13 protein-coding genes are annotated in these 12,823 nt (G+C 42.3%); all 13 read left to right on the top strand.

Annotated features, from left to right (window positions below; translation table 11 throughout):
• Positions 1–34: 34 nt before the first annotated feature.
• The 13 genes from BK127_RS38230 (at position 35) to BK127_RS38170 (ending at position 12,752) form a co-directional block, all read left to right on the top strand.
• A complete protein-coding gene (locus BK127_RS38230; RefSeq protein WP_076237932.1) occupies positions 35–1,249 on the top strand; it encodes an acetyl-CoA C-acetyltransferase in 1,215 nt (404 codons plus the stop codon).
• The gene (locus BK127_RS38225; RefSeq protein ID WP_076237931.1) at positions 1,246–1,941 is read left to right on the top strand and encodes a CoA transferase subunit A; all 696 of its coding nucleotides are present in this window, start codon (positions 1,246–1,248) and stop codon (positions 1,939–1,941) included. The genes BK127_RS38230 and BK127_RS38225 overlap by 4 nt, the downstream gene beginning before the upstream one ends.
• Before the next feature lie 26 nt (positions 1,942–1,967).
• Positions 1,968–2,630, top strand: a complete 663-nt coding sequence (locus BK127_RS38220; RefSeq protein ID WP_076237930.1) for a 3-oxoacid CoA-transferase subunit B — start codon at positions 1,968–1,970, stop codon at positions 2,628–2,630.
• 15 nt (positions 2,631–2,645) lie between these two features.
• The gene (locus BK127_RS38215; RefSeq protein ID WP_076237929.1) at positions 2,646–3,422 is read left to right on the top strand and encodes a 3-hydroxybutyrate dehydrogenase; all 777 of its coding nucleotides are present in this window, start codon (positions 2,646–2,648) and stop codon (positions 3,420–3,422) included.
• Between the two features lie 22 nt (positions 3,423–3,444).
• Complete coding sequence (locus BK127_RS38210; protein ID WP_218639072.1) at positions 3,445–4,983, top strand: tannase/feruloyl esterase family alpha/beta hydrolase; 1,539 nt, start codon at positions 3,445–3,447, stop codon at positions 4,981–4,983.
• 64 nt (positions 4,984–5,047) lie between these two features.
• Entirely contained in the window at positions 5,048–6,073 is a 1,026-nt protein-coding gene (locus BK127_RS38205) for a GDSL-type esterase/lipase family protein (RefSeq protein WP_076237928.1), read from the top strand.
• A 256-nt stretch (positions 6,074–6,329) separates the two neighbouring features.
• Entirely contained in the window at positions 6,330–6,650 is a 321-nt protein-coding gene (locus BK127_RS38200; protein WP_076237927.1) for a cache domain-containing protein, read from the top strand.
• A 198-nt stretch (positions 6,651–6,848) separates the two neighbouring features.
• Positions 6,849–7,220 (top strand): YkgJ family cysteine cluster protein, encoded by a 372-nt coding sequence (locus BK127_RS38195; protein WP_256711626.1) that lies wholly within the window; start codon positions 6,849–6,851, stop codon positions 7,218–7,220.
• A 780-nt stretch (positions 7,221–8,000) separates the two neighbouring features.
• Entirely contained in the window at positions 8,001–9,287 is a 1,287-nt protein-coding gene (locus BK127_RS38190; RefSeq protein WP_076237925.1) for an IS110 family RNA-guided transposase, read from the top strand.
• Positions 9,288–9,789: 502 nt separating this feature from the next.
• Complete coding sequence (locus BK127_RS38185) at positions 9,790–10,557, top strand: nucleotidyltransferase domain-containing protein (RefSeq protein WP_076237924.1); 768 nt, start codon at positions 9,790–9,792, stop codon at positions 10,555–10,557.
• Positions 10,558–11,595: 1,038 nt separating this feature from the next.
• A complete protein-coding gene (locus BK127_RS38180) occupies positions 11,596–11,898 on the top strand; it encodes a hypothetical protein (RefSeq protein WP_076237923.1) in 303 nt (100 codons plus the stop codon).
• 216 nt (positions 11,899–12,114) lie between these two features.
• The gene (locus tag BK127_RS38175; RefSeq protein ID WP_076237922.1) at positions 12,115–12,327 is read left to right on the top strand and encodes a hypothetical protein; all 213 of its coding nucleotides are present in this window, start codon (positions 12,115–12,117) and stop codon (positions 12,325–12,327) included.
• 20 nt (positions 12,328–12,347) lie between these two features.
• A complete protein-coding gene (locus BK127_RS38170) occupies positions 12,348–12,752 on the top strand; it encodes an S-layer homology domain-containing protein (RefSeq protein WP_076237921.1) in 405 nt (134 codons plus the stop codon).
• Positions 12,753–12,823: the final 71 nt, after the last annotated feature.

Genomic DNA, 12,823 nt, shown 5'->3' with positions numbered 1-12,823 from the left:
GTAGTATTTTCTATTTCAAGGAGATGAACTTCATATGTATGAATCCGAGGTTGCAATTGTAAGTGCAGTCCGAACACCGATAGGGAAATTTAATGGTGTATTCAAGGAGTTTTCAGCCATCCAACTTGGGGCTGCTGCCATTCAAGAAGTAATCCGGCGTGCGAACATAGAGGATTCTTTGGTTCAAGAAGTGCTGATGGGCAATGTCCTACAGGCGGGCCTTGGTCAAAATCCGGCAAGACAGGCATCTCTATTGGCAGGGTTGTCCACAGAGATACCCGCTACAACGATCAATCAAGTATGCGGTTCCGGGCTAAAAGCCATTCAATTGGCGTATCAATCCATCCGAAGCGGCGAGCACGATTTCATCGTAGCTGGCGGAATGGAGAATATGAGTCATGCACCATATTTGCTCAAGGGAGCCCGGACTGGATACGGCATGGGTGAGCAAGTTCTGGTTGATAGTATGATAAAAGACGGTTTATGGTGCGCGGAGAATGATTATCATATGGGAATTACAGCTGAAAATCTGTGCAATCAATACGATTTGAGACGGGAAGAGCTGGACAGCTATTCCCTCGGAAGTCAAAGAAAAGCCGCAGCTGCCGTTGTAGAGGGAAAGTTCAAAGACGAAATTGTGCCTGTACACGTTCCAGGGAGAAAAGGAAGTGTCATAATCACAGACAGCGATGAATATATGCGACCGGACACGACCATGGAAGGACTATCCGCACTGCGTCCGGCATTTATGAAGGACGGAAAGGTTACGGCCGGCAATTCTTCCGGCATCAACGATGGCGCGGCTGCGTGTTTGTTGATGAGCCGTGCGAAGGCTCAATCCCTTGGGATTCGTCCAATGGCTATTATTCGTTCAAGCTCGGTTGTAGGAGTAGACCCTGCTATTATGGGAATCGGACCGATTCCAGCCACCGAACAAGCTTTGAGAAAAGCTGGATTGACAATAAAAAATATAGATCTAATTGAAGCGAACGAGGCGTTCGCTGCGCAATCGCTCGTTTTTTCAAAACATTTCGAATTGAATGATGACAAACTTAACGTCAATGGCGGAGCTATTGCCCTTGGACATCCGATTGGTGCAAGTGGAGCAAGAATTATAGTGACCCTTCTTTATGAGATGATGCGCAGAGAATCGAGATATGGATTAGCTACGCTATGCGTCGGTGGCGGGCAAGGCATTTCCATTATTGTTGAGCGCTGCTTAGATGAACAGGAGGAAGCGGTAAAATGAAAAACATACTAACATCGTTTGCAGATGCGGTTGCGGAAATAAAAGACGGGGCCTCTCTCATGGTTGGCGGATTCGGACTGGTTGGTATTCCTGAAAATCTGATCATGGCTCTTGCAGAAAGTGGGAAACGAAATTTAACGATCATTTCTAACAACTGCGGTGTCGATGATTGGGGACTGGGTCTGCTGCTGCGTAATAAACAGATTAAGAAGATTATCGCATCTTATGTCGGAGAGAATAAAGAATTCGAACACCAACTCCTCTCTGGGGAAGTCGAAGCAGTGCTACTGCCGCAAGGAACGCTTGCTGAAAAAATAAGAGCGGGAGGCGCTGGAATTCCTGCTTTTTATACCCCAGCAGGAGTAGGGACTCTTCTTGCGGAAGGTAGGGAAATTCGAGTTTTTAACGGCAAAGCCTATATGATGGAAGAATCATTAACAGCCGATTTCAGTTTAATTCGCGCTGCAGTTGCAGATAAGAATGGGAACTTGACATACAACAAAACGGCAAGAAATTTCAATCCGATTATGGCTGCTGCAGGTCGCAAGACTATCGTAGAGACGGAAAAGTTGGTTGAGATAGGACAGCTCGACCCAGAATTTATTCATACACCGGGTATTTATGTGCAAACACTTATTGTAGGCCAGCAACAAAAAAGAATCGAAAAGATGACCATCAGCACTGAGCTGTAACGTAAAATTGCAAAAGGAGAAAAAAGATGAAAGAATGGTCCGTTCGTGAAAGAATTGCCATCCGCGCAGAAAAGGAAATTGAAAGCGGATTCTACGTGAATCTTGGTATAGGCATTCCCACATTGGTAGCCAATTTTATTCCTAGCATTAAACAAGTCTTGCTCCAATCCGAGAATGGACTGCTTGGTATCGGGCCTTACCCTAAAAAGGACCAAGTCAATCCGGATCTAATCAATGCTGGCAAAGAAACGATAACCGCAATTTCGGGCGCCTCTTATTTTGATAGTTCTGATTCATTTGCCATGATCAGGGGGGGGCATATTGATCTGGCCATTCTTGGCGGGATGGAAGTGTCGGAATACGGAGATCTTGCCAATTGGATGATACCAGGTAAGATGATCAAAGGAATGGGCGGTGCTATGGACCTTGTTCATGGCGCGAGACGTATCGTTGTTATTATGGATCACGTGAATAAAGATGGTAACCCAAAAATATTGCGTCACTGCAGTCTGCCTTTGACAGGCATTGGGGTCGTTAATAGGATCATTACAGATCGCGCAGTTATCGACGTTACCTCTCAGGGACTTATGCTGATGGAAGTGGCAAAAGGATACACATGCGACGATATTCAAGCTATGACAGAACCATCGCTCCGCATGTCGGAAAACCTTTTGTTGAATGCTTATTAATAGGAGGCGAAGTTTGTGGTACAATATCGGATCGTTCTGATTACAGGCTCTGCCAGAGGAATCGGCTTTGAAATCGGGAAACGTTTTGCCGAGTCGGGTGCTAAGGTCATATTAACGGATAAGGATAGCGCTGCTGTCGAACAATCTGCGGAACAACTCCGGTTATTAGGATTGGATGTACATGGAATAAAATTGGATGTCACGTCAGAAGCGGAGATCGCTGAAGCTATACACCACATAGATTCCGAGTGGGGAAGATTGGACATTCTGATTAACAATGCAGGTATGCAGCATGTATCTCCCATTGAAGATTTTCCAACGGAAAAGTTTGAACAGATGATAAAAATCATGCTCACGGCCCCCTTTGTAATGACTAAATTGGCTATTCCTATTATGAAAAGGCAAAGGTTCGGGAGAATCATTAACATATCATCGATTAACGGATTAGTGGGCTTTGCAGGCAAATCGGCTTACAATAGCGCCAAGCATGGGGTAATCGGGCTGACAAAAGCCGTTGCCCTAGAGACCGCCGTGTACGGAATTACGGTTAACGCGCTTTGCCCCGGCTATGTGGACACGGACCTGGTAAGAAATCAGTTGAAGGATGTAGCGGCTCTTCACAACACATCGCCTCAGTTGGCGCTGGAGGAGATTATCCTGCCTTTGGTTCCGCAACGCCGTCTGCTGGAGGTGAATGAAATTGCGGAATATGCCTTGTTCCTTTCCAGCGAGCACGCTAAGGGAGTGACAGGTCAAGCCATTGTCATTGATGGTGGATATACTGCACAATAGCTACTTTGAGAGGATGACTTTGATGGAAGACATGTTCAAAGATGCCCAAATAATGGGGGGCACTATTACAAATATTCAAATTGTGTCAACTGGAGACTTTACCTTGCCGGATGGGAGGATCATAACCGACTTACCAGCATTTTGCCGCGTTGTGGTCAATCTGAAGCCAACACCCCAATCAGACATTCATGTAGAGGTTTGGTTACCTCACGAGATATGGAACGGCAGATTCCTGGGCACGGGCAACGGTGGAGGTGCTGGGTTCATTAATTATACGCCTCTTGCATTTGGATTACGGCGAGGTTATGCAACAGCTAACACTGACCTGGGCACGTCCCCTAATGCCAATACTTTAATTGGTCAGCCTGAACGATGGGCGGATTTCGGTCATCGCGCGACACATGAGATGACCGTGGCGGCGAAGCAGATCATTCGATTATTTTATGAAAGGCCAGCCTCATACTCTTACTTCATTGGATGCTCGACGGGCGGACAACAAGCGTTAATGGAAGCTCAACGTTATCCGTCTGATTATAACGGAATCATTGCTGGTGCTCCAGCTAACAATCGCACTCACTTGCATACCGGGTTCCTTTGGAATTTCAAAGCAATGAATCAATTGCCAGGGAGGACAACTCTAACAAAAGAACAAATAGATTTAGTTACAAACACGGCGGTCAGGCAAAATCAAGGAAAAGATGGTGGTGCTCCGGGCGATAACTTTTTAACGGATCCAAGAAAATGCAATTTCGATCCAGATACGATTCCTAATTGTTATGGGGAAGATAATAACTATGGTATTACAAGTGAACAATTATCCGCACTGAAGCAGGTTTATGCAGGACCAACCAATCCAAGAACGGGAGAACGCATATATACGCCGCTTCCTTACGGAAGTGAGAACTGTGCAGGGGGCTTAGAGTTACAACAAGATCCCGAAAAGCTGCCTCAGTCGCTTTTATACATGTTCAAATGGGTGTTCGGTGCGGATTTTGATTACTCGAAATTTGATTTTGACCGCGATCTGGATACATTGAATGAAATTTTAGCGCCGATTCTTAATGCTAACAATCCCGATTTAAACGAGATGAAGGAATTTGGTGGGAAAATATTGATGTATACGGGGTTATCTGATCCGCTTGTACCTTATCAAGATGCGCTCCATTATTACGAACGAGTTGTTCAAGCTCAAGGAAGCCTGGCACAAACCCAAGAATTTTTTCGGTTTTTCCTCGTTCCAGGGATGGGACACTGTGGTGGCGGTCCGGGGTTAAACGATATTGGTCTAGGTGTTTTTCGAAGCGTTGTTCAAGATAGCGAGCATGACGTTTTCACCGCATTAGTTGAATGGGTTGAGCATGGAAAAGCACCGGATACAATCATCGCAACAGCATTCAAAGATAGCTTTGCTCCGAATGGGATCAGCTTCCAGAGACCTATCTACCCATATCCTAAGCTTCCCGAATATGTCAGTGGGGACCCGAATTTACCTTCTAGCTACCAAGGCGTTGAGTATGAACGGGGCGGAGTTTTGAAACCCGCTGAAAGATATCTTATTTAGTTGAACATTACAGTAAGATGCTTACTTACTTAGTTAATTACTATTGGACAAGGAGGTAGAAAAATTGCAAGTTTTCAAGGGAATCGCATTTCACAACGTTGATGAACTGGTACCTTTTGAAGGCGGAGGTTGGGCTCTAAACCGGATGCCTGCCCATGTGAGAAAGGAGTTAAATGAGGCAGCCAAAGTTGACCGTGCGGAAAATACATGCGGCGTGGAGCTAAGATTCTTGATGCGGAGTGATAAGGCGACGATTGTTCTTCGCCGTGGTAAGGCACGTCTCGATTCGTCGCATGCCGCAGAAGTCTATTATGGCCAATTTCAGGCGCCCTATTCCGTCACACCGAAAATGATTGGGACGGATCTTACTGAAATTACTATCGAACGGCCCCATACAGAGAAGCTTTCAGCACTCTATCGAGAGCATGCTCTCGTTTTCGATCCGGAGGTTGTTCGAATCATCTTGCCTTACGATTGGAAAATTATCTTCATGGATGCAGAAGGCGATCTAGTTCCGCCGAAGCCGCATCAATTACCACAGCGTCGATATCTGGCTTACGGTTCATCCATTACGCATGGCGGTGACGCCGTGCGTCCCACCGGATCTTACGCGATGCGCATCGCCGATCTTCTTGGCGTGGATTTATTGAATAAGGGATTCGCAAGTAGCGCACATATGGATCTAGCACTCGGTCATCATATTGCGGAGCGCGATGACTGGGATTTTGCATCACTAGAGATGGGGATAAACGTCATAGGGCAATGGACGGCCGAAGTATTCGAGCACAGGATGCGTGATTTTCTTTCTGCCGTCCTTAAAGGCAAGCGTGATCGATGGCTATTTGTGTCGGACCTATTCCTTTGTATCCATGATCTGGATGGTTCCGATCGGATCGTAGACTATAGGTTGGCAGTCAGTCGAGCAGTCGAGGATTTAGGTGACTCGAGGACTATCTACTCACCAGGAACGGAGCTGTTGCGAAGTGTAAATGAGTTGTCCGCCGATCTTGTTCATCCTTCAGCGGCGGGCCAAGAAGCAATCGCTTTACGCTGGTCCAAGCTCATGCGAGACCGGATTGAAGCGGAATAGCTTCGTGCTCTTTGCTTTTGCAATCATTCGGAAACGATAATCGTCCTTCAATTTTCGCCAGTTCAGGGAAATGGAGGGCGTTTTCGTATAACATTACATTTCAGAATCTGTAAGTAAGAAAAAGCCGAGGGCAAATGAAGCCGTCGGCTGGAAGTTTCTTTAGATTACCGATTATTTCCATTTGGTATCGTTACACCACACTACGTTGAAGTTCCTTGCAACTTTGTTCAAGATTTTAAAGATAGGAGCGACGGAGATGGGCTTTATAAGCTTTCACAACAAATTGCTGGCCGCTTTCCTATTCTTGATTTTATTTCCGACCATAGGGACGGTCTATTATTCTTATCATGAGTTCAATGACTTGCTGCGCAAACAAGTGGAACTGGATGCGGCCAATCAGCTGGAGCAGGTAAATTTCAACTTCGAAAGGCAGCTAAAAGTGATCACTAGCACGATGAATTCGATCGCTTTGGATCCCAATGTGAAAACACTGCTGGAAACACCCCAATTCACCGAACGGGATCGGCTGAATGCCACTCAGCAGATGGACAAAAAATTTCTTGAAGTGACTACTTGAATGATACCTTCTTTTTTGCAGGTACTAGATCACTTATATACTCCAAGGATGGTTATACTTGGGAAAGAAAAATGTTACCTGAGCATCAAGGTTTAACTGCAATATCCTATGGGAATGACAAATTAATTGCATCATCTTATTCAGAAATCCTAGTCATTTTAAATAATTGATCTACAATTTGTTACATATTTCAATTGGGTGGCGATTATTTTTCACACTAAGAAATGCTTGCGCAGCGGGTTGTGCTGCACGACAATGCTAGCGGTTGTTCCAAAGTATGGAAACAGCAATCTAGATAGTGAATTCCTCGAAACCATGTCTGAGGATAAGGCAGATCAATACTTTTCAGAAAATTCTGAACTTATGGGCACTCCGTGCAAATGGCTAGATAGAGACCAACTTACTACAGAAGCTACATGTAAAGTTCATATTCAAAGAGGTGATGAATGCCGTAATTACCCAGAGGCATTCAAGAAAGATCAGTCGGGTGCCTTTCGATTTCGCTCTATAGATGATACGGTGAACCATATTACAAATAGTGGTAAGGCAGAGAATCGAGTTGAAGGTTGAGGCTGTGATACTAAATCTGCAGATGGTGGCTGGGCTTAAATAGCACTCTGCACATGTGGAGTGCGTGGTAAGGATATATCAACACTCTTTACTGCATTTCTCACTAGTCACTGTAAAACCTTTTGAATTAGGTCTTCAGCATTATGCAAATGATTTAATATGAAATAATACGATGGGCAGGATAGTTGAATTAATTCATGAATAATTTTAGTATGGAATAGTTACCAAATAAATAAAAATGTTTTTCAGATTGCAGACAATCTCTATAAAATTCAAATTTAAGCGTTTTGTGAAATATAGGTGCGTCTTGGGGCTGTAGGAACATTTGTGTCGTTAGATGAAAGAGGACAAGAACATATATCCATTTGAATCCGCAATTTGAGCGGATTTTTTATTTAATGGATACAACTTCTTGTCTTTTCTAAAAGACAAGAAGTTGTATCGTTTTCCAATACTGGACACGAAGAAGATACCTTCCCCATAGTTGCTAAACGATACAAGATTATTGGTCTATTTAACATTATACAATACATCTTCATATCCTAAAATTCGGCTTTCATTACATGTTAATATTGAAACAAAGCGATGCGAAAAACAGGCTCAAACTAATACAAAGGATAAACGGCCATAATCGGCTGATTTTGTTCAACTAATGGGCAGCATTCCTATTATGAAGAAAGATGAGGTTTGAGAAACAAAAAGACTCCTTGGTATGATGTATATGGGTCCCAGTTGCTGGTCAGCGATCGGATCCAAATACAAAACCAAGGAGACTACAACATGCATTCTACTCAAAATGAAAGAATTAATCAAATCACTTCTTCTACTTTAATTATCGGAGTCGACATCGCAAAATTCAAACATGTGGCCCGTGCGCAAGACTTCCGCGGAGTCGAACTCGGGAAGCCCATTACGTTTGAGAACAATCGAGAAGGCTTTGAATTGTTCGTGAGCTGGTTTCAGAAGATTTTAACCGAGCAAGGTTTCAAGGACGTCATCGTTGGTATGGAGCCAACGGGTCACTACTGGCTTAACCTTGCTCATTTCCTAAGAGAAAAGCAAGTGAAATACGGAGTGGTGAATCCACTGCACGTAAAGAAAAGCAAAGAACTGGATGACAATTCTCCAACGAAGAATGACGTTAAAGATGCAAAAGTGATCGCACAGCTGGTCAAAGACGGGAGATACGCCGTACCGAGCCTTCCACAGGGCGTTTATGCCGAACTGCGGGAAGCGATGAAAATTCGCGAGCACCTGACGACTGACCTTTGCGTTGTGCAAGCACGTATTCATAATTGGCTAGATCGGTATTTTCCAGAGTTTCTTACGGTATTTAAGGACTGGGAGTGCAAGTCCGCCATCCAAATGCTAAGCCTTTATTTACTGCCACATGAACTTGTTGATGTGCCGGATGAAACCCTGCTGCGGCATCTGAGGGAGGTCGCTAAGCGTGGGCTTGGCTCGGGTCGAGTAAAGAATCTGAAGGAGGCAGCAAGCTGTTCAATAGGCATAAGGCAAGGTGCAGAGTTAGCTAAAATGGAGTTGAAGCTGCTGCTGACCCAGTACGAATGGCTTCAAAACAAGCTCGAAGAACTGGGGACGAAGTTGGATGAACTGCTCATGCAGATCCCACATGTGCAACAATTGTTGGCCATAAAAGGGATCGGTAGGGACACCATTGCAGGTTTTCTAGCTGAGGTAGGCGATATGGGTCAGTACCGTCATCCGAAGCAGATCACGAAGCTCGCTGGGTTGAACTTAAAAACAAACTCATCGGGTACACACATTGGACAGACAAAGATAACGAAGCGAGGCCGTAAACGCCTTCGTGCTTTGCTCTTTCGAGTGATGATGCCGTTAGTCGCAAAAAATGCAGCCTTCCGGGCCTTGCATGAGTATTACACCAAACGACAGGTGAATCCTCTCAAGAAGATGCAATCTCTCATTGCTTTGTGTAATAAGCTTATACGAGTCTTTTTCGGCATATTAACAAAAGGATACGAATTCAGTGAAGAAAAGATGATGCAGGATATGCCTCGATTTGCAGAGTTACCGCAAGCAGCTTAAATAACGATACTCAGTGTTGATGATTTAAGCAAAGGAAAGGATAACAAGAAGCACGGATGAGTCGGAAAGGCACTATCCTTACGGACTAAGATCCCATATCTGACCTCCACCTCATGGACAGGTTGAATGAAGGAATGTGGGAGCGCAGACTCTGCGAGATGTGGGAGGGTTGACCGCCATGAGCTCATGTGGAGATCCATAGGTGCAACCATACATTACCATACCAGCCACTTTTTACATCGAATGGTTTAGGTGGAGAGCTTTTTGCACTCTAGCAGACCCATAAATTTCTTCTTTCACAACTTAATTCCATAGAAATGTTATATGCTTAAAAGTATTGATGGTCAAAACCTGAGAAAACGAGAGTATTTAAGAGCTAAGCGTTTCTCCATAGAGGGAGGATAGTTGAATGATTTCGCGAATAATTTAAGTCATGACGAATTTACGAAGTTCGCAAAAAAGACGTTAGCCGAAAGAAGTTCTTAGTTTAGGAGGAGTCTATATGATATTAGAAAAAGTTATAAATAGAATTGTAATACAAAGTGAATATAAGGATTTTGTTGATAAGTATATAGATAATATACTTACCGAATTTAAAGGTAAGATTCATAGCATTTATATGTGTGGCTCGATTCCAAAAGGAACTGCTAAACCTTTTAAGTCAGATGCAGACTTTACTATTGTATGTGTAAATCCCAAAGATATTGATTACGAAAGATTGTCAAATATTAAAGACAGGCTTTTGGAAGAATATCCAGTAGTAACTAAGATTGATACGATAATTTGCTCGATTGACGATGTATTAAGTAAACCAAATGAGTGGGGTTTTTGGGTTAAGATAATTTGTGTTTGCATATATGGTCATGACGTTGGTGAAAAAGTACCACCGATAATTATTTCTCCAGAGTTCATTTTAGACTTAAATACAGAGACCAAGGAGGAAGTAGATCGTATACATAGTTTACTTTCTAATGCTAGTGATAACACAATGAAAACTAGATATATTAAAGGTTACTCTAAGAGATTAATTCGTGCATTATACTCTTTGGTTTTAGAAGATACAGGTGTATGGCAAGATGACATTATTAAGATGAAGAATGCCATATTAAACTATTGTGAGATTGACTCCGCTTTAGTTGATTATCTGTATGCTTGTTACTTGGATAGTAATGTACTTGTTGAAGAGTTTCTGGGAATTGCAGATGCAGTATATAGCTATTTTGAGAACGCCTTAAATGCAATGGCTGCTTCCAGAACTTCCTTCGGCTAACACCATATTGACGCTCCGGGTCACTCTGAGAAGCGAGTGACCACATCCAGCCCCCTAAGCCCGTCGGGACGTCACTGCATTAGGTGTTCGGCAAGCCTCATAACTATAAGCAGCGACTCTAAGGGGCCAGGACGTCGTCAATACAAAACGTTATCTGAAATCGCCAAGAGAATTTGGAGGGACAAGTATGACAGAAGAATATTGTCTATTTAAACCGACGTCAGATTTTATCATGAACATAACGAAAGAAAAGTACCTTCGAATAATTGAGGTAAAGCAATATCTGCCGTTCAACTAAAGAGCAGGATAGTTCGATCACTTCACGAATAATTAAGGATGATATTTTATCTTAAATTGAATAACATCCATTACTAAGGCTCGGTACGGGGAACGTTAGATCCAGAAGCATAATGAAGAAATTTTCAACAGCGAATCAATAACCGTAATGCATCTTTGATACGCAATCTTTGGATTAAGCTAATTGGAGACTTTAGTTCAACGATTCGGGAGCAGTTTGCCACACGCGGCAGCTGCTTCTTTTCGTTTACTAGGGGTTGTTTATAGTGGGGAAAATAATTTCGCAAGCCTACAGGGTTAAAACGTAGCTGGAGGACGAACGAACTTATAAACTGCAGGTTTGAGAAATTCATATATAATGTATGACATTATATATGAAGCTGCAAGCTCAAATCCAATACAAGTAAAACCTAGTTTAACAGGTCAGTAAATATTGACCGTGGGAGATAGCATTAGTCTTCAAATATTTGCTGTACTTGGTACTATCAATTATGTCCATGGTGGACGATTGGAAATCCTGGATCCTTGGATCTAGGATTTTTTTATTATATTGACGTTGGTAATATAGTATGATATTCCTATGTAAAAACTTTTTAAGGTAAAATAGACTATGTACTGATTGTGAATCCAGATTCCGCAATGCGTAGAATGCTGGAACACCTTGGAGGATCGAAGACCGATGAGCTGAGCTTCGTTTGCCCAAATTTATTGGCTGATATAACATGGAAAGGGACTGAATAAATGAGTGATGATTTATGTTTAAGCGATTATAAAAAGAAGTTTCTTGAACTTTTATTTGAAATTCCGTTATATGCAAAAATAAAAGTAAATACAACACTCAAATATAAAGATGAACAAGAATATCTAAGTGATCATGAGGATGATCATCCACAGATAATAGTACATACACATTTTATTGAAAACAATGATTATATTTTACTAAAAGCGCTAGTAGCGAAAGAAATGAATAATTTATATGGATATTGTCCCTATTGTAAAAGAGACATGGTTCTTACTTCAAAAGGAAAGAACTTAGAGGAATAGGAGAAAAATGTTGTCGATACTGGGACTGAAATAAGCAGTTCTGAAGAATTTGAATATTACCTTGAATGGGCAGTTCAAAATTTCAATAATAGAGCTAAAAAATTAATAGAAATAGGTTTTGACCATGATAGAAATTTTGTGCGAATAATAGAATGTACTTCTAAGTATAAACATAAATTAATGATTACTTTTCATTTGACTAAGGATTTTGAATTAATGAAAGTCGGGCAATATCCAAGTATTGTTGAATTCAATAAATCAATTGATAAATACAAAAAAGTTTTGTGTAGCAATGACTTTAGAGAATTTAATAGAGCCATCGGACTAAAAGCACACGGTATTGGTATTGGCTCATTTGTTTATTTAAGGAGAATATTTGAGAACTTAATCGAAGAGAAAGTAAAATCTAGAGAGATCAAGGTGTTTTAGTCAGTTCGATCTTTGAAATTATGAAAAACTTCCCGAACAATTTCAATAAACCAATAACACTAACCTTAACTTTTGATCCTGGGAGTGTAAGCAGCCATCAAAGGGCAGCCATATTCTACTATGACGAAATAAAGAACGTATGGGTGGAAGTCGAGGGCAGCAAGGTTAACGGCTCGACCAGCACGGTTGAAGTTAATCACTTTACGAAATTTGCAGTATTCGCGGTAAGCAAAACGGCTTTAACAGAACCGAAACCAAGTGTGACCTTTACGGATATTACGGGACATTGGGCTGAGGCCAACATTAAGCAAGCGGTAAGCGATGTAATCGTTACGGGTTATCCAGACGGGACATTTAAACCGAATCACACCGTGACGCGAGCGGAATTTGCCGTGATGCTGATGAACACATTGAAACTTGTATAGCGACACAAATGTTCCTACATAACTTTAGCAAAAAAGCTTGATAAATCAGGCTTTTATTTTTTTTATGTAGG

The sequence above is a fragment of the Paenibacillus sp. FSL H7-0331 genome, assembly GCF_001956045.1.
This window is presented reverse-complemented; position numbering and strand designations above follow the sequence as displayed.

What these genes read in the sequence shown, in the direction of transcription:
- BK127_RS38230 (WP_076237932.1), top strand. Translation starts at nt 35, where the DNA reads ATGTATGAATCCGAGGTTGCAATTGTAAGTGCAGTCCGAACACCGATA.
- BK127_RS38225 (WP_076237931.1), top strand. Translation starts at nt 1,246, where the DNA reads ATGAAAAACATACTAACATCGTTTGCAGATGCGGTTGCGGAAATAAAA.
- BK127_RS38220 (WP_076237930.1), top strand. Translation starts at nt 1,968, where the DNA reads ATGAAAGAATGGTCCGTTCGTGAAAGAATTGCCATCCGCGCAGAAAAG.
- BK127_RS38210 (WP_218639072.1), top strand. Translation starts at nt 3,445, where the DNA reads ATGGAAGACATGTTCAAAGATGCCCAAATAATGGGGGGCACTATTACA.
- BK127_RS38200 (WP_076237927.1), top strand. Translation starts at nt 6,330, where the DNA reads ATGGGCTTTATAAGCTTTCACAACAAATTGCTGGCCGCTTTCCTATTC.
- BK127_RS38190 (WP_076237925.1), top strand. Translation starts at nt 8,001, where the DNA reads ATGCATTCTACTCAAAATGAAAGAATTAATCAAATCACTTCTTCTACT.
- BK127_RS38185 (WP_076237924.1), top strand. Translation starts at nt 9,790, where the DNA reads ATGATATTAGAAAAAGTTATAAATAGAATTGTAATACAAAGTGAATAT.
- BK127_RS38180 (WP_076237923.1), top strand. Translation starts at nt 11,596, where the DNA reads ATGAGTGATGATTTATGTTTAAGCGATTATAAAAAGAAGTTTCTTGAA.
- BK127_RS38175 (WP_076237922.1), top strand. Translation starts at nt 12,115, where the DNA reads ATGAAAGTCGGGCAATATCCAAGTATTGTTGAATTCAATAAATCAATT.
- BK127_RS38170 (WP_076237921.1), top strand. Translation starts at nt 12,348, where the DNA reads ATGAAAAACTTCCCGAACAATTTCAATAAACCAATAACACTAACCTTA.